We start from the raw sequence: 16,383 nt of genomic DNA on the forward strand, positions 1-16,383 counted from the left end.
AGCCCCCGGGGGATTGTGATTGGGGTTTGTCATTTCGTCACCACGACATCACCGGCTGCGAGGCCGGACAGGATCTCGATTTTGGGGGCGCCCTCGAACGCGATTGTCTCACCGGCCACTACGGCGCGTTCCACGATGGCTTCGCCTTCACGGACTGCAACGAAGTCGATGCCGGCGCGGTTGGTGAGGCTTGCGGTTGGCACTAGCAGCGCCTGGCGCTCGCCAACCGGCAGTTCGACCAGGACGCGGGCTGCGACGAAATCGGTATCGAGACCTTCGACCTCGACATCGGCGGTAACGCGGCCGCCCTCGATCTGCGGATAGATCTTCACGAGTTCGCCCTCCAGCGTCTCGCCGCCAGCCTCGATCCGGATCGGCGCGCCCTGGGATAGTTCGTGGGCGTGGCGTTCCGGAATCGCGAGCCGCAGGAAGAAGCCGCCACCGGCGATGGTAGCGACGGTCTCGCCGGCCATGACGACGGCGTCGCTGGTTACCGGAACCGAGATGACCCGACCGTCGGAGGGGGCGAGAACTGCTCCCTCCGAGGTCTGCTGCACGAGGAGGGAGCGCTGGGCCTCGGCCTGGCGGACCTGATTGGTGATGACATCTAGCTGGGTTCTCAACTGGTCGAGGCGCTGGGTGCTGGTGGCACCGCTGCGGACCAGTCTGTCCGCACGGTCAAGTTCGACCTGAGCATCGTTCATCGACGCGTTGAGGCCCTGAAGCTGGGCGTCGACCGCCTTGATCTGGAAGTCGATCTTGTCGTCCTTCACTTCGGCGATCACGTCGCCGGCCTTGACGAGGTCGCCTTCGGTGACATTCAGCGTCACGATGGTGCCGCCAAGCCTTGCGCGCGCAAGGACGCTGTTGCGCGGCTGGATCTGGCCATAGACCGCCTTCATCTCCGGTATGCTCACGGCCTCAAGCCTCAGATCCGCCGCTTGTACGGCTGTCAGTCCTGCTGCCGTCATGGCGGCGATGAGAGCGATGAAGGCGGTTTTCTGCATGATCGGATCCTCAGAATGCTGTGCCGGGGCGAAGGCCCAGCTTGCGGAAAATCATGGCGGCTGGACAAAAGCCGGTGAAGGCGGACTGTAGCATGTTCACGCCGATGAAAGCGGTGAACCAGACGAAGCCTGGATGGACGAAGTGGGTCAGCAGCAGAGAAACCAGAACCATGATGCCGGCAAAGGCCAGAACAGCGCGATCAATCGACATGTTTTTCTCCTTTAAGATACATATCTACGATAGTACGTATATATCAGATAAACGGATGTCAAGTCGCAGGCGGTGTGGTTGTTCAAGCCACGACCAATGCCGTCACACGGTGCAATCGTCCGTTTTGCAGAAACTGTTGTAGAGGGTGCCGATCACGGCGCGTGCCGGTTCGCTCTCGATCCGGTACCAGATCGTCTGTCCGTCACGCCGACCGGCGATGATCTTTTCGCGCCTCAGAAGCGCCAGATGCTGAGAGACGGTGCTGTCGCGAATGCCCAGAAATTCGGCCAGTTGACCGACCGAATGCTCGCCATCGGCAAGCCGGCACAGGATCAGCAGTCGATATCGGTTGGATAGCGACTTCAGGAGTTCGCTGGCCATGTCAGCGCCAGCTTTCATCTGCTCAGGATCAATCTTCATAGATACGAATATATCTTAGAAAAGAAGGTTGGCAAGGGTTGACTAAAGAGCGGCTCCCACAAATATATAAAAAACGCTATCTCTAAAGTCTCGCCGTTATGGGCATTCAGCCGGCAAAGGAGCCGTTCATGAGCATCCGCAGTATCGATCCGAGTTTTCATGTGACGGGGCAGATCAGCCCATCGCAGCTGAATGAGATCGCTGGCCTTGGCTTCAAGACCGTCGTCTGTATGCGACCCGATAACGAAGGTTTCCGGCAGCCGTCGTTTGACGAGGTGGCCCATGCTGCGCAGGAAGCCGGACTGGAGGCGCATTATCTGCCGGTCGTTCCAGGCTCCATGCCACTAGACCAGGCGGAAAAGCTCAAGAGCATTCTTGGAAAACAGACCGGCCCCATTCTCGCCTACTGCGCGTCCGGCCAGCGCTGCGCCGCCGTCTATGACATGGCGAAGCGCGCTCCCTGAGATCGAAGCGCCTGGATCAGGCGGTTCTCCATTAGGGACGACTACAAGATTTGCCAATCGACGCGACTGGCGAAATGGCCTTGAATGCGCATCTCTGGTTTGGAGTGTGCTCATGGATCAACTGCGTGGCGAGCTTGACCGGGAGCGGCTATCGGTCGTTCATCCCGGCGTCGAGCAGCACATCGGGGAGCCCGTCTGGCTGATGGCGAGTGCCTTGCTCGCCAATCCGGCCTTTGACAGGGCGATGCTCGCCTATTGCCGGAGAATGGTGGAGCCGAGCGCCTTCCGATGGCCTTCCAACAAGATCTTCGCCCAGAAGATGCGCTACATCACCTGCTACATGCTGATCGGGCTTGCAGCGCGTTTTGAAGACGGCACCGGTCCCGCGCCGACCATGACCTTGTTGCAGACGATGGTTCCCGGTAGCTCTCGTCAGGTCAGCGACCTCATCGCGGGATTGAGGGCCGGAGGCTATGTCGTCGCCCATCAGAATGCGCGGGACAGGCGCGAAATCCGGTTGGTGCCTACCCCCTTGCTGGTGCTTGAAATTGCCCGCTCGCCTCTCGCCTTCCTCGCGTCGCAGGCCATGCTGGAACACCACACGCTGTTCGAGGCCTTGAGTGCCGACACGGCTCGTCTTTCCAGGCTGATCGCCAGATCGACAGAGGCTTTCCAGTCGAAGGATGTGCTGTTTGCACCATTCGAGACGGTCGTCGAATTCACCGGCCGCGACAGCGGCTACCTGATGCTCTGCGCCGTCATGGGCGCTCACCTTGCCCGGCAGGCAGGGGAGGCGTGGGATCTCGCTCTCACTTATGATGCGCTTTCGCAGCGGTTTCAGGTCTCGCGGCAGCATGTGGGCAATGTTCTTGCCCTTGCGACGAAACGCGGCCTGCTGACGCTGCATGGAGGCAGGATCGGCGATGTGGACGACCGGTTGCTGACCGAGTTTGCCTGGTGGGCTGCGGGCCAGATGGCCCATTTCCGAACGCTGGCTGCCTGACTGTGGACGCGTCGACAGGGAGCAGCGCATTCTCTGCTCTGATTTAGATATTCTTTAATTACTGGTGGTCTAAATTGCTCACAGATTGCAGAATCAGTTTCTGCGCGCCGGGATGCCCGGTTGATCAACATCGTGACAAGGTGCCAGCAGGCACGGGCTTGCAGCAGGAGGAATTGCAGATGAATACGACGTCGAATGCCGCTGATGCCCTCGAAATCATCGCCTTTCGGCTTCATCATCAGGAATTCTGTGTGAAGACAACGTCCATCCGCGAAATTCGCGGTTGGGCCCCGGTGACGCCGATTCCGCATTCGCCCTATGAAGTCCTCGGTGTCATGAACTTGCGCGGCACGGTCATTCCGATCGTCGATCTCGCCGTCAAGCTCGGCATGCCGGCCGCCCAGGCGACGGAGCGCAGCGCCGTGGTTGTCACCGAAGTCAACGGCATGACGGTCGGTCTTCTCGTCGATGGTGTTTCGGACATCCTGACTGTCGCTGGCAGCACGCTGCAGCCGCTTCCGGCCGCGACCGGCCCGAGTGCCGCCTTCTCCGACGGCATCATCGCGCATGACAAGAGCATGATCTGCTTCCTCAGCCTCGAGCGCATGTTCGGTGAGGACGATCCGTCCGCCTGGGGCATGGCTGCCTGATCAAGAATGTCGGTCGGGCAGGGTGGCTCAGCCTCTCTGCCCCATCATTCCGCGCTCTTGATATCGTCACACTTTGTTTGCCATGGCTCGCGAAAGAGTTGTGCCGCCGGGGCGCGCTCACGGAGAATTGCGACTTTTTTAAGTGTTTGAGCCCAGCTTGCGTGGCGAACGACTTCCCCAGTTCCCATCTTTGTAGCAGGATGTCGTCAGAGGAGCACCGAGGTGACGCAGTCCCCGAACAACCTGACCGAAGACCTGCTGGGCCGTCTCAGCGACGCGCTTGCTGGCACCCATGGGCGCGAGTTGTCGCTCGATGCGGTGAAGTCGCTCGTCCAGCTCGAAGTCCAGGATTGGAACATCGACCGCTGTCCGGATGAAGGTCGGGCAGGCACTGCCCGCGTCGAGCAGCCCCTGATCCCTCATCGTATCCGTCTATCGTCAGACTGAGACGTCTCAGTTCTGTGCCGAAATCGTGCAACTGACCCTTCGACCGTCGTAGAGCTTGGTCAGATTGCCGCCAAGTTTGGTATTCGACATCGGACGCAGCGCTTCGAATTCTGCCTTCATCTCAATATCGTTGCTCAGGGCCACATAGGGCTCAAGCCAGGCTATGGCCGATAGGTTGTTCTTCAGGCCGGGCTTCACGGTCTGGCTCTTGCCGTTGATCTTCTGGACAATCTTCGGATCTTTCACTGCCGCCACCGAGAACCGGGCCATGGTCTGGAGCTTCTCCAGGTCCGCGCCGCCCTTTCCATAACCCGCATCGCAGATCCGCGCGACCGACGTGACGAGCGGAGCCATGGCATGCAGCTGATAATGCAGGGCATATCTCTGGCGGTTCATCTCGAGCGGCAGGCTGCCATCTGGTGATGCGTTGACGATCATCGTGTTGTTACTGAGGATTGCCCATTCGACCAGTCCACGGTCGCGGTTGAGCACGCCCACTTCGCCCACGGCCAGGCTGGCCCAGGCGCGCAGGTTGTTGCGGGCTGCTCCCTTGGTGGCCTCGTTTTCGAAGAAGTAGACGATCTCCTGGGCCCGCTTTTGCAGCCATTTCTCGACGATGCGTTCCCGGTCATGCAGGCCGGGCACCTGGTCGCGGCTTTCGGCGAAGAGGATGGCAAGCCCGCCGATGCGGGCCGGGATCGAGAGTTTGGCATTGAAGGTGCGCATGTCGTTGAGCGCGTCGGCCTTCGCCCAGGCATAGATGGAATCCACCACGCAGCGCTGGTACTGCCTGCGGGTCGCGACGTCCTTTTCGGTTTCCGCCTTCGACACCACCTTGGCGAGGTTCTGGATAAACTGGTCGATGGGTTTCAAAGCCTTGGTGACGGCGGCGTCCGAATCCTCGTCAATGTCGGACCTCGTCTTCGAATCGGCCTCATAACGGCTGCCGAAGCCCAGGCTCATGACCGGCGTCGGTGTCTTGAAGCAGGTCTCCTCGGCTGCTTCTGCTTTCGGTATAATCGCCATGGCGGCGGTTATGGCGAGCAGCGAGACTGCGATGTGGCGGTTCAGTGTCCATCTTTTGAGATCGGCCAATGATTAGCCCTCCGTTCCTGCGTTGTTGAGCTTCAGGACCTGGGCGGCGTCTGGGTATCCGGCTTCTGCGGCTTTCACCATCCAGGTTTGTGCGGCGTCGAGTGCCGGGCGGGTGCCCAGTCCATAGGCGTAGGATTGCGACAGGAGGAACATGGCCTCGCCGTCGCCGGCTTCCGCCGCCTTCTTCAGCCAGGTGAAGGAGGCGAGGATCGACTTGCTGTCCTTGGCATCGTCGCGCATCAGCTTGGCCACTTCGCGCATGGCGACGGGCTGTCCGGCCTCGGCGGACTTCTGGTAAAGGCCACGCACATCGACGCGCTGCGACACCTGACGCCGGATTTCCGGCTTCATGTTGGCCAGCATGAGGAGTTTTTCAGGCACGGACTGCAGATCGGAGCTCTCAACGAGATCGACGAAGATGTCGCTCGCCTGCTTCGGATCGTAGCTCTCGCCGGCATCGTTGGCGTAGTGCTTGACGAGGCGATAGTAAGCGGCTGGCTCGCCGCCGAGCCGCGCTTCCTGGTAAAGGCCGAGCGCGCGCTGCTGCATGTCCGAGCGATTGAAGGCCATGTAGACATCGGCGATCTTCACTTTCCTCCAGGCATCATCGCCGGCAATGTGCTCGGCGATCGACAGCCAGCGCTTGGCATCCTCCCGCTGATGTCTGATGGCGAAATCCGCAAGCGCCATCGTGTCATCGTAGTCGCAGCGCTGCGTGCTGATGGCCTGATGGTAGAGGCGAAGCTTATCTTCCTCGGAGGCAGCGTTTTCTGCCAGCAGCAATTGCGCCGACATGTCGCCGCGATCGCGCATCACCTCGCCGAAACGAATGAGGGGCGAGGACAAGGGATCCATGTCCGGGCCTTCGAGCTCCTGGAGGAGACGTACCGCGCGCCCGGCGCCGCTTGCGGCGAGCGGGTTCAGGATTTCCTTGGCCAGTGCCACGCTTTCCGGATCGGTCGCGTAGTTGTTGACGAGGAAGCGGGCGAAGCTCAGGCCGGCATCGACGGTCATGCCTTCGCCGGTCATCTGGATGCTGCGCTTGGCGTCGTTGATGCGGCCCTTTTCGAGGTTCTGCTTGAATTCCAGCAGAGCGGCTTCAACGGTCGCGCCGCGCCGGATCTCGGCGCGCTCTGCCCAGAAGCGCAGAACCTGGTCGGAATAGCCTGCGCCCTTCAGATAACGTTGATACAGCGCCAGTGCGCTGGCGCGACCGTAGAGTGCCTGCGTCTGGATCGCGGCGATCACCATCGGATCCTTCAGCGCGGGCAGCTGGTCAATCTGTTCGGGCGCGAGATCGAGTGTCTTGTTGCCGGCGCCGGCTTCGACGTTCGACCAGTAGTCTGCCGCTGAAAGATCAGGTCCCGTGGGATCGACGCAGAGGTAGACGCGCTGGAGCTTGGCGATCGCGTTGATCTCGCCGTTGATGTGGATCGCGCCCGAGAGAAGGTCGGTGGAGCGGGCGATGGTCTTGGGCGAAAGATCTTCGCGCATCAGAAGTTCGGCGAGATCGATGCCGCCCTCGATATCACCGCGTCTCACGGCTTCTTCGAGCAGCGGTTTTACTTCGGCCGCCGATTTCCAGAGACCGTCGCCGGCCTGGATGACGCGGGCGAGGCGGGTGAGAGCCCATGGTGGCGGATCGTTGCGGGCGATCAGGCGGCGAAGCAGGTCTTCATAGGCTGCCGCATCGGCCGGCGATGTGTCCTTGGTCTGCTCGAGGAGCTGCGCTTGCTTGATGACGCCCGCCTGGTTGCCCGCTGCTTCTGCCTGCTTGAAGTAGGCAAAGGCCTTTTCCTTGTCCTGAGGCACCAACGCACCTTCGGCATAGAGACGTCCCATTTCGAGGATCGCGGCCATATTGCCGCCGTCAGCGGCCTTCTTCAGGTATTTCAGGAGGACATCGTTGTCCTTGACCACTTTTTCACTGAGGAGATTGAGCTCAGCGACTTCCCAGGCGGCGGCCGTGTCGCCCAGATCGGCGGCAAAGCGGTACCAGGCCTGGCTGAGATCCGGATCCTTCACGACGACTTCGCCATCGTCATATTCGCGCGCAACACGGCTGATGCGGTCGCAGATGCCTTCGTCGAGCACGCCGACCAGGGAGCCGAAGGCCATGTTGACCGCGAGTTCCGGTTCGATTGCCCAGCCGTCGACGCTCTCGCCGTCTTCGGTAAGCCGGGCGAGGTCGAGAATGGCATCGGCATTGCCGCCATAGGCAGCCTGGACCTTGAGCTTCAGGCCCGCCTCTCTGTCCTGATCAATGCCTTCACCGGCGATCAGATAGTCGGCAAGCGTGTTGAGCGAGCCTGCAGGATGTCCGCCAATATCGAGCAGTTTCTGGACAAGGCCATCCGCGCGTGCATTGTCCGCCTCGCCCTTGGCCAGCATCAACTTGACCGTGTCGAAGAGGGCGTCCGTCTGGTCGTAGCCCTTCTTCACCGTCGGCATCAGTTCCTGGATGCGGGTGATGATCGGCTCGAAGCGACGGGCATCGAGATCCCGCATGCGGTTCATGTCGCGGGTGATGGCAAATGTCGCGCGCTTGGGCAGGGCCTTTTTATCCCATGCGGTCCATTCGGCGATCATGTCCTCGTCGCGGACGCGCGGCGTGCAGACCGCCGTCTTGGGCAGCTCGACGTCCGGTGGCGCGAACCGGACGTCTATGGCTGCTGTTCGCCCGGGTGTTCCGGCGGCCATCGTCATCACGCCTGCCATCAGCAGCGACTTCGCCATTCTTGCAATCGTCATGATAAACCTCCGGAACTCTCTATGATTTAGCGGGCAATGGTGCTGGGAACGGCGACGGCGTCGACTTGGTCGCCTTCTCCGGTCACCACGATGGTGACACCGGCGAGGCGCTTGAATTCGACCTTGTCGAGCTTGGCGAGATCCTTGTCGCCTTCGCGGACGACGAGATCGACGGCGAGCGGCGCCCGTAGCGCGACTGACTTGGAGCCGCCGCTGTCGACGTCCGAGACGGCTTCGGCACCAGCCTGCGGCACGAAGAGGTCGATCGCGGCCTTTCCGGTCAGATTGTAGAGCGACAGCGTCGCCTTGGACGGGTTCTTGGTCATGTCGTCTTCGACCGTTGTTGCACCGTCCTTGGTGACGACCACCGAGTAGAACTTGCCGGCGCTTGCCTTGACGCTGCTCTGACCCAGCGAGGAGGTGACCGGAATGTCACCCGGTGCTACCGCCACGTAAGGCGAGACACCGTCGTTCAGCTTGTTGAAGGCGCTGTTCTGAACGGAGGCGCTGGTCGCCCCCGGAGCGATGACGCGAACAAAGGCCGAGTTCGGATCCAGCGGCTTTTCATAGAGGCCACCGTCATCGGCCCGGACATTCGTAGACAGGGCAAGAGCTACTGCCAGCGAGATGGTGGCGATACGGATCGGGTTGATGGTCATCATGACTGTTCTCCAGTTTTGGATTTGCAGATGGAAAGGGTGGTGGTGTCGTCGACAGGCGCGTCAAAGCTGACGGCCACCTTGTCGATCGAGCCATCGGGGAAGCCGCCGAGCGAGAAGAAGTAGCGGCCGGTCGAGCGCAGGCGGTCGCCGCGCTCGATGGAGCGGGTGCGAACGGTTCCGTCGGCGCCCGTCAGGGTGAAGATGGCCTTGCGGCTGGTGTCGCTGCCGATGTCGGCGAGGATGACATCATCGCGGGTGAGCTTGATCGTCGAGAGATCGGCTTCAACCGCATTTTCGCCGCGCGCGGTCGCAGCCATAGCCGGGCTGCATTCGCCAAGCGATGCCGCCACGATCTCGGCCCAGGGGGCGTCGCCGTACTGACCGAGATTGTTGTAGATCGGGTTCTCCCAGATCAGGAAGCGCGGGCGCTGTTCCTGGAATTCGCGCGACGTGATGTAGGAGAGGATCGAACCGAACTGGTTGCCGCCTGAAATCGAGTAGTTGTCGAGCGGTACGCCCGTCCAGTGCTCGATATAGCCGGCGAAATTGCTGATCGGCTTGTCGGAGTAACTGGTCCCGATAAGCGCGATCGTCGCCTGGTCTCCGCTGCCGAAAATGTCCATGGATCCGGACTCGGCCGTCTCGTCTTCGCTGCGCACTGCCTCATAGGTGTGGGCGGTAACCGTGGGCACGTGGTTGACGCAATGCTTCTGCAGCAGCTCGCGCATGCTGGAGAATTCCTGCGGCGGCGGGACTTCCTTCATGTCGAAGCGGACAGGCTCGACATCCTCGTAGGCGGGGAGCGCCTTCACACGGTCGGCGATTGCTTTTGCGGCAACGTCCGCACCGTGTGCCGTCCAGTGGAAGTCGGCTTGGAAAAAGGAGTGTTCGCCGAAGCCGTTGCGATTGTTCTCGCGCATCGGTGTCGCGATATCGACGGCGGTCACGCCCTTCTGGTTCAGGCGGCGGACCACATCGTCGTAGATCTCTGTCGCGATGCCGGCTTCGAAGCCGTAGAGCGAGGCGCGGGCAGGCACGAGTTCCGGCAGAACTTGCGACTTGGTGGGAAGCGGCACGTAGATCAACGTCGTGCCGTTCTTCTCAAGCGCCTTGGCCATGGTCGCCAGATGGTCGACGGTCTGTTCCGTGAAGGCATGCTGCAGACGAAGGTCGGCGAGGATACGGAAGAACATCCCGTCCTTGCCTTCGATCATCTGCAGCTCGGCGATTTCCTCCAGGCTGCTGCAGCCATAGGAGGATGGCGCTTCACCGCCTGTGGTTTCGGCCCGGGCCTGGTTGCCCGCCGCCATCAAAATGGCAGCAAGGGCCGTTCCGGCGAGAATGCGTGTCTGGCGAACTCGGGTCATTGCTGAACCTCCGCGGTTGTTTCACTGGACTTGGTCTGGAGCTGCGCCAGGATATTGGTCGCGGCTGCCTTCATGCCTATGCTGCCGCTCTCCTCGGCGATGGCGAGGAACCGGGTTGCCTGTTCGGTCTGCTCGGGCGTGCGGTCTTGATCGGACAGCAGAAGCACGGCGAGCTTGAAGGCTGTGTCGCCGTTCTTCTTGCCGATACCGGAGGCGAGCAGGGCTTCCAGCTCGTCCCGTTTGTCACCGAAGCGCCGGCCCTCGCTGTAGAGCCGGATCAGACCCTCGACCGCTTTGTCGTTCCCCTTGCGGGCCTGCAGCCGGAGGGCCGCTTCGGCGCTCTTCAGATGCGATGGCGAGAGCTCAAGGCTGTCATTGCCGAGGATCTCCATCATGCGGCCGACGGCATAGCCGCGGTCCTCATAGGCAGCGATCGCGAAATAGTGGAGTGCATCGGTTGCGAGCGTCGGATCACTCTGTTTCTGGATGCGCTCAGCGAGCTTGAAGGCGCCGATCCCGTCCTTGGCATCGGCGAGTGCCTGAAGCTCTCCGTAGGAGACGCGCTTGCCGGCGATCAGGCGCTTGCGCGCTTCCTGCAGAGCGATTGGCAGATGCGAAGCGGGCCCCATGGTCTTACGCTTTGCCGGTTTGGCCGGCTCGACGGTTTCCGGCGGATTGCGCGGAAAGAAGGGCTTCACAGCCGCATGAGCTGATGTGAGGCCCAGCAGCGGCAATGTCAGTATGGTGGCGCAGCACAGGCGGACGAGGCGATCAGACATTGCCGCCTCCTGCCTTGGCGTCACCGTCGCGCTGCCACAGCGTCTTGGTGCCGAGATAGCGGACTGGGAATTCCCAGACGACGACGGTTGGTGTGGTCTCGTCGAGCGCGACGCCTGCGAGCAGGTCCATCATCGGAACGCCCGGCCCGAGGCCTTCTTTTGCTACGTTCACGACATCGGCTTGTAGCGACTGGCGCAGGAAGTCGGCGAAGGACCAGTTCTCGTTGGCGCTGTAGCTGGTGCCCACCAGCATGACCGGGACTGCCGTATCGTCGCCGAAGATATCGGCGCCGTCAGCGGCTGCATTCACCGTGGTGCGATAGATCGGCACGCTTTCCTGTGCCAGTCCGACGGTCGGGGCATAATCAGGCGAGGTGACAAACTTGGTCAGGTCCCCCCAGAGCGAAACCGGCGTCTGCCATTGTGCTGTTACGCCCTCGGACGGCAGCGCGATGCCGGCCACCTGCAGGCTGGTCTGGACGGCTTCCGCCGTCGCCTTTGCCCCTGATGGAGACCAGTGAGTGTCGGACTTGAGGAAGACTTCGCCGAAGGGCTTTGCGGCCATAAGTGCCGGACGCGTGTCCGCCGTGACGATCCCTCTGTCCCTCAGCGCTGCGGCAAAGGCGTTGTAGGCTTCGGCCATCGCAGGGCCGCGAACGAGGGAGGGGACCTCTTCCGCATAGATGTCCGACTTTGCCGGAAGCGGAGCCAGAACCAGCCGTATGCCCCGCGCGTCGAGATCCCGCTGGACCTCGGCAATTCGATCGACGGCTGCGGCGATATCGGCGCTCGAGACGTTCTTGAACTCTTCAGCCGAGAAGAACCAGCCATCTTCACCGACGATCACACCCTTTCGCCCGGCGCCGAGGAGCGCATAGCGGGCATTTCCGAAGAGGCCGACGGATGCGGCGCGGTGCGGAAGCTCGTTCTTGTAGAGCGTGTCGAGGTCGCGGGTTGCTTCCCCGTCGATGACATAGGAGAGCGACAGGTCCTTCGCCTCCGAGGCTTGCGCTTCAGGCGATGCCGCATTCATCAGCAGGGCAGAATTCGCATAAAGCGCATAACCGAAGAAGGTGGTCGGTAACAGCAGCAGGGATGTGTACTGGCGCAGACTGGGCATGGGGTTGCTCCTGTCAGAACTGGAAGTAGAGGAAGGGTGAGGCGGACTGCTCGGCGAGCCGGGCGATCGTCACGGCCAGCAGGGCGGTCATGGCGAGCGGGTAAGCGATCGACGGTGACGCGATGAGCGTGCCGTCCGGCGCCATCCGCGGTGCGCCGGCGAGCGGCACACGATCCGGATCGGTCATGTGTTTGAAGCGCGGCTCGAGGACAACGGCGACGACAGCGAGCAGGATGAAGACGATATGCTCCTGGTTGACGCTTGCCAGGAATTCCAGGCTCGGCGCCATGCCGTTCAGGCCGAGCATGCCGGCATAGACCGAGAAGGCTTCACCAACGCTCGTGGCGCGGAACATGACCCAGCCGATGACGACGAGCAGCAGCGTTGCGGGAACCGTGACTGCCTTGCTGAGGCCGGCGCGGGCATATCCCGTGTAGCGCTCGACCGCCAACCATGCCCCGTGCCACGCGCCCCAGAGGACGAAGGTCCAGGCGGCACCGTGCCAGAGGCCGCCGAGCAGCATGACCAGGAAGAGGTTGAGATAGGTGCGCAGCGGTCCCAAGCGGTTGCCGCCGAGCGGGATGTAGAGATAGTCGCGCAGCCAGGTCGACAGGCTGATGTGCCAACGCTGCCAGAATTCGGTGATCGAGGCGCTGACATAGGGCGTGTCGAAGTTGCGGATGAACTTGAAGCCCATCATCAGGCCAAGCCCGATGGCCATGTCGGAATAGCCGGAGAAGTCGAAATAGAGCTGCAGGGTATATGCGGCGGCGCCGAGCCAACCTTCGACAAAGGTGATGTTGCCAGATGCGAAGGCGGCATCCGCGACCGGGGCGATCGAGTCCGCCAGCAGCACCTTCTTCGCAAGGCCGATCGTGAAGATGCCGAGGCCGGTCGAAAACAGCGCGAGGCTGTGGGTGCGCTCATGGAACTGATCCGCCAGATCCTTGAAGCGCAGGATGGGGCCTGCGATCAGCTGCGGGAAGAGCGCGATAAAGGCGGCGAAGTCGACGAAGCTGCGGGTCGCCGGCGTATCCTTGCGGTACACGTCGATGACATAACCGACGGCCTGGAAGACGTAGAAGGAAATGCCGATCGGCAGGATCAGGCGCCAGTGTACGCCCAGCTCATCGGGTGTCGTGCCGAGCAAAGCCGCAAAGCTGTCGATGAAGAAGTTCAGGTATTTGAACACGCCGAGCACGGACAGGCAGCCGACGACGCCCAGGACGAGCGGGATCTTGGCGCGAGCCTGTCCCTCCCAGCGCTCGATCAGCAGGCCGCAGCCATAGGCCCAGGCGGTCACCCCGACGAACAGGATGAGGAAGTCCGGCCGCCACCAGCAATAGAAGATGTAGGAACCGATCAGGATGGTCCACGACTTCAGCCGGTCTGGCGTCAGGTAGTAGGCGACCAGGAAAAGGGGCAGGAAGAGAAACAGGAAAGTCTCTGACGAAAAGACCATGGTCAGCTCCCGGTCTTGCAGTCCACCGGAACGGCAGACGACGTGTTGGCGTGAATGGTGAGGGCAGTCGCCGATGCTCCCTGCGAGGCAGAGGCTTGCAGCAACTGCGGCACGTAAGGGGCGAATTCGCCGTCGAGCAGGATCGGCGACTGGCCGGCAAAGTCGTTGGCGAGAAGTGATACTTCGCTCGCCGCGCCGCCATGGATCCCGGACTTGTTGGCCGAGAAGGCATTGCCGTCGATGGTGACGCGGGCCTCGGCCTCCTGATCAATGATCGAGATGCCGGCACCGGCATTTGCGATGAGATCATTGTGCGAGAGGAAGAGCCCGTTGCTCGCGCGCAGCTTGATGCCGACCTGGCTGTTGGAGAGGACGAGGTTGTCCGAAATCGTCACACAGGTGCTCCGTACCACGGAGACGCCGCCGCGGCCGTTGCCGGACATCAGATTGCCAGTGACCGTTACATCGCGGGCGTCGTTGGCAATGAAGATGCCGCTGCCGCGGTTGGCGAGCAGGATGTTGCCGGCGACACGGATCGACGAACTCGTATTCTGGATATCGATTGCCTGGGTTTCGGTCGTGCCGGTGATGACGTTGTCGCTGATATCGGCGCCGGTGACGCCCTTCATGGCGACCGCCGGGCCAGTACCACCCGAGAAGCGGTTGCCGGCGACCGTCACACGATGGATGTTTTCCAAATTGACGCCGGAGACGTTGTCGAAGCTGCTGTCGACGATATGCGAGCCGATTTTGGAGGGGAACAGCGCCGCCCCGAGGATCGAAAGCCCACTGGTCGAGCCGGCGTCGGCGTAGCCGAGACGGCTAAAGCGAGCGCCCGTTGCCTGGAATGCGCCGGTCATTGCCGTAGCGACAAAGGGTCGAAAGCCCTTGAGACCAGGGTTCTCACCCTCGGAGGCTTTGAGTTCGCCGTGATCCACAGTGAGAAGACCCGAATTGAGCAGGAAGGCGCCATCGGTTGTCGAGAGTTCAAGCGATTGCCCGGGTTCGATGATGAGTGCCGAGTCCGACCAGATGACGATCGGCCAGCGGGAGAGGATGGTCTTGCCCTTGCGCTCCAGAGCGCCGGGATAGAGCTTGTCCGCCTCGACTGCGACCTGATCGAGCGTCATGGAACCGCCGCGGACGAAGAGGGCGGGGGGTGCGCGGTTGACGAGCGCTTTCTCGATCTCCGTATCGAACTGCCGCGCGGTCTGCAGGCGCAGCTGGGCCAGCATGAAATCGATCGGCACAGTCTGCAGTTTGCCGACAGTCGTCAGACGGTCGAGGGCAGGGCGCGGGGCGGCTTCCGTCCTGTCGATCATCGCCAGGCGACCGGTCAGGAGTGCGCGGGCATCATCCTTGCGAGCATCGACGGCTTCGAGCCGCGTACCGATCTCGGCCACGGTCCGGGTCAACCTGGCCAGTTCCGCCCGGTCGAGGCTCTCGGCACGAAGGCCGGGAGCTGTCGACGCGAGCAGGAGTGCCAGAAGGAGGGGGAGGCCCTTGCGCATCACCATTCCTCAGCTGTGCACGAGTTGCAGGGTGGCGATGGCATCGGCTTTCTCGATGACGACTTCGCAGACGACCTCGACCAGCTGCATTTCGCTTTCGGGACCGCAGTAGATGGCTGCCGTTTCGCCCGCCGGGACCTCGAAATTGTCACCGATCCGAAGCGGCCGGGTGACGGCTCCGGTCTTCAGGAGGCCAGCTCCAGAGGTGACCGTCACCATGCGATGCGACGCCGTGTCCTCGGCAATCGGCAGCATAGTGCCGGGCCGGAGCGTCATCATCCGCAGTTCGTAACCCGGACCGCTTTGGACGCGGCGCACTTCGCCCCAGGCCATCTGGTTGCGCATGTGCTGCGCAAGTTCGCGGCGCTTGATGCTCTCCAGCTTCTTGACGATCTGCTTGACCTGCTGGGCCTGATCGCGGGTCGTGATGAGCAGCGCATCGTCGGTATCGACGACGACCACGTCATCCATGCCGACGACGGCGATCAGCTTGCCGGAGGCGCGGACATAGGAGTTGCGGGTATCGATGCTGATGACGTCGCCGCTTAGGACGTTGCCGTCCTCGTCCTTCTCGGCGATGTGGTGCAGGGCATTCCACGCGCCGACATCGCTCCAGGCGACGAGGAGGGGGGCAATGACCGTGCGCGGCGAGTGTTCGAAGACGATGGATTCCGTCGGCAGATTGGCCGCCGGCTGCAGGGCCTCGGCATTCAGGTAGAAGGCGTGCTCGGTTTCGAAACCGTGGTCGAGAGCCTTGGTGACCGCGTCGAAGGTCTTCGGGTCTAAACGCTTGAACTCCGCGATCAGGACATCGGCGCGGAAGAGGCTGAGGCCGGATGCCCAGTATGCGCCACCGGCCTCGATGAGGGCCGTTGCCACTTCGACGGGCGGCTTTTCAATGAAGCTCGAGACTTTACGGGCGCAGGTGAGGCCATCGAGAGCGCCACCATCGACGATATAACCATAGCCGGTCTCGGGGTATTCCGGCGGAACGCCGAAGAGAACGATGTGGCCCTGTTCAGCCGCCTTGCGGGCTGCCAGCACGTTGGCGGGAAGATCGCCCTTCACGACATGGTCGGAGGGGATGACGCAGATGAGCGAGGCCGGATCGGTCTTCGCCAGCGTCAGCGCGGCCGCAAGCACGGCCGGGCCAGTGTTTCTGGAGATCGGCTCTGCCAGCACCCGCGCCGGGCACTTGATGTCGCTCAGCTGATGCAGAACGGTTGCGACATGGGCGCTGCTGACGGCGACGATCGGATCGGCGAAGCCCGGAGCGCGATGGCGCTCCACGGTGGCGTGGAAGAAGGTGGTTTCCGAGCTGCCGTCGATGCGCTGGAACTGCTTGGGATGTTCCGTGCGCGACAGTGGCCAAAGCCGGGTGCCGATGCCTCCGCAGAGGATGAGGGGGTGGACGTCTTGCATGGCTGCTCCTGT

16 protein-coding genes are annotated in these 16,383 nt (G+C 62.1%); 4 read left to right on the forward strand and 12 right to left on the reverse strand.

The annotated features are described in order from the left end of the window. Positions 1-29 precede the first annotated feature (29 nt). The 3 genes from AC02Y0_RS01260 to AC02Y0_RS01270 all read right to left on the reverse strand — a co-directional run bounded on the left by AC02Y0_RS01260 (position 30) and on the right by AC02Y0_RS01270 (position 1,638). Positions 30-1,007 carry an efflux RND transporter periplasmic adaptor subunit gene (locus tag AC02Y0_RS01260; RefSeq protein WP_476381772.1) on the reverse strand — a complete coding sequence of 326 codons (978 nt, stop codon included), beginning with the start codon at positions 1,005-1,007 and terminating at the stop codon, positions 30-32. 10 nt (positions 1,008-1,017) lie between these two features. Then, positions 1,018-1,218, reverse strand: a complete 201-nt coding sequence (locus tag AC02Y0_RS01265; protein ID WP_476381774.1) for a YgaP family membrane protein — start codon at positions 1,216-1,218, stop codon at positions 1,018-1,020. A gap of 102 nt (positions 1,219-1,320) precedes the next feature. After that, a complete protein-coding gene (locus AC02Y0_RS01270; protein WP_476381775.1) occupies positions 1,321-1,638 on the reverse strand; it encodes an ArsR/SmtB family transcription factor in 318 nt (105 codons plus the stop codon). 128 nt (positions 1,639-1,766) lie between these two features. Between AC02Y0_RS01270 and AC02Y0_RS01275 the strand changes: the two genes are divergently transcribed. The 4 genes from AC02Y0_RS01275 (at position 1,767) to AC02Y0_RS01290 (ending at position 4,202) form a co-directional block, all read left to right on the forward strand. Continuing rightward, positions 1,767-2,102, forward strand: coding sequence for a TIGR01244 family sulfur transferase (locus AC02Y0_RS01275; RefSeq protein WP_444556062.1), 336 nt, complete (start codon positions 1,767-1,769; stop codon positions 2,100-2,102). A 112-nt stretch (positions 2,103-2,214) separates the two neighbouring features. Further along, positions 2,215-3,105 carry a MarR family transcriptional regulator gene (locus AC02Y0_RS01280; protein ID WP_476381777.1) on the forward strand — a complete coding sequence of 297 codons (891 nt, stop codon included), beginning with the start codon at positions 2,215-2,217 and terminating at the stop codon, positions 3,103-3,105. A 179-nt stretch (positions 3,106-3,284) separates the two neighbouring features. Further along, positions 3,285-3,755 (forward strand): chemotaxis protein CheW, encoded by a 471-nt coding sequence (locus AC02Y0_RS01285; protein ID WP_102018662.1) that lies wholly within the window; start codon positions 3,285-3,287, stop codon positions 3,753-3,755. Positions 3,756-3,977: 222 nt separating this feature from the next. Continuing rightward, on the forward strand, positions 3,978-4,202 hold the full coding sequence (locus AC02Y0_RS01290; protein WP_476381779.1) for a hypothetical protein: 225 nt from the start codon (positions 3,978-3,980) through the stop codon (positions 4,200-4,202). 6 nt (positions 4,203-4,208) lie between these two features. Here the strand turns inward: AC02Y0_RS01290 and AC02Y0_RS01295 are convergent, their stop codons facing one another. From AC02Y0_RS01295 to AC02Y0_RS01335, 9 genes are read right to left on the reverse strand one after another with little or no spacing between them, the layout of a single operon-like run. Then, positions 4,209-5,297, reverse strand: a complete 1,089-nt coding sequence (locus tag AC02Y0_RS01295; RefSeq protein ID WP_476381782.1) for an alginate lyase family protein — start codon at positions 5,295-5,297, stop codon at positions 4,209-4,211. A gap of 3 nt (positions 5,298-5,300) precedes the next feature. Then, complete coding sequence (locus AC02Y0_RS01300) at positions 5,301-8,048, reverse strand: tetratricopeptide repeat protein (RefSeq protein ID WP_476381784.1); 2,748 nt, start codon at positions 8,046-8,048, stop codon at positions 5,301-5,303. Positions 8,049-8,074: 26 nt separating this feature from the next. Further along, positions 8,075-8,710, reverse strand: a complete 636-nt coding sequence (locus tag AC02Y0_RS01305) for an alginate O-acetyltransferase AlgF (RefSeq protein WP_476381786.1) — start codon at positions 8,708-8,710, stop codon at positions 8,075-8,077. Next, positions 8,707-10,077 carry an alginate O-acetyltransferase AlgX-related protein gene (locus tag AC02Y0_RS01310; RefSeq protein ID WP_476381787.1) on the reverse strand — a complete coding sequence of 457 codons (1,371 nt, stop codon included), beginning with the start codon at positions 10,075-10,077 and terminating at the stop codon, positions 8,707-8,709. Before AC02Y0_RS01310 ends, AC02Y0_RS01305 begins: the two co-directional genes overlap by 4 nt. Beyond that, positions 10,074-10,856: a hypothetical protein gene (locus tag AC02Y0_RS01315; protein ID WP_476381789.1), complete on the reverse strand. Its 783-nt coding sequence runs from the start codon at positions 10,854-10,856 to the stop codon at positions 10,074-10,076. The genes AC02Y0_RS01310 and AC02Y0_RS01315 overlap by 4 nt, the downstream gene beginning before the upstream one ends. Next, positions 10,849-11,976 (reverse strand): alginate O-acetyltransferase, encoded by a 1,128-nt coding sequence (locus tag AC02Y0_RS01320; RefSeq protein ID WP_476381791.1) that lies wholly within the window; start codon positions 11,974-11,976, stop codon positions 10,849-10,851. The genes AC02Y0_RS01315 and AC02Y0_RS01320 overlap by 8 nt, the downstream gene beginning before the upstream one ends. Before the next feature lie 13 nt (positions 11,977-11,989). Continuing rightward, entirely contained in the window at positions 11,990-13,438 is a 1,449-nt protein-coding gene (locus AC02Y0_RS01325; protein ID WP_476381793.1) for an MBOAT family O-acyltransferase, read from the reverse strand. Positions 13,439-13,440: 2 nt separating this feature from the next. Next, complete coding sequence (locus AC02Y0_RS01330; RefSeq protein WP_476381795.1) at positions 13,441-14,949, reverse strand: NosD domain-containing protein; 1,509 nt, start codon at positions 14,947-14,949, stop codon at positions 13,441-13,443. A 9-nt stretch (positions 14,950-14,958) separates the two neighbouring features. After that, positions 14,959-16,371, reverse strand: a complete 1,413-nt coding sequence (locus AC02Y0_RS01335; protein ID WP_444556073.1) for a mannose-1-phosphate guanylyltransferase — start codon at positions 16,369-16,371, stop codon at positions 14,959-14,961. Positions 16,372-16,383 lie beyond the last annotated feature (12 nt).

The sequence above is a fragment of the Allorhizobium sp. nf9_anc genome (genome assembly GCF_056323085.1).